Origin of the sequence: Mesorhizobium sp. M00.F.Ca.ET.216.01.1.1 (assembly GCF_004010325.2) — a bacterium.
Classification (GTDB): domain Bacteria; phylum Pseudomonadota; class Alphaproteobacteria; order Rhizobiales; family Rhizobiaceae; genus Mesorhizobium.
This window is the reverse complement of sequence record NZ_SADR02000686.1, coordinates 1-253: the sequence shown is the minus strand read 5'-3', so window position 1 is coordinate 253 and position 253 is coordinate 1. Positions and strand designations below refer to the sequence as shown.

1 pseudogene is annotated in these 253 nt (G+C 57.7%); it reads left to right on the top strand.

Annotation, left to right across the window (positions count from 1 at the left end):
* A pseudogene (locus EN859_RS37920) lies at nt 1–117 on the top strand (IS5/IS1182 family transposase); the annotation flags it as partial.
* Between the last annotated feature and the right edge of the window lie 136 nt (nt 118–253).

Here is a 253-nt window from a genome sequence, read left to right as displayed (position 1 = left end):
TGGATGACAAGGTGGCGCCGCCTCGTGCGCGACTACGAGCAGCGCATCGACGTCTCGCAAGCCATGATCCTTGTCGCAATGGGCGGCAATCTCATCCGCCGAAACGCTCACCCGTGAATTTCAAAACAGATGGGGTGATTGGGGTCTTTGCCGAGCCCGGATAAGGGCGGCTGCTCCTGTCGAGATGTGAGAACGTGGTCGATGTTGATTCGCCACAAGCATCGGGAAGGAGCAGCCATGAAGTATTTTGCCG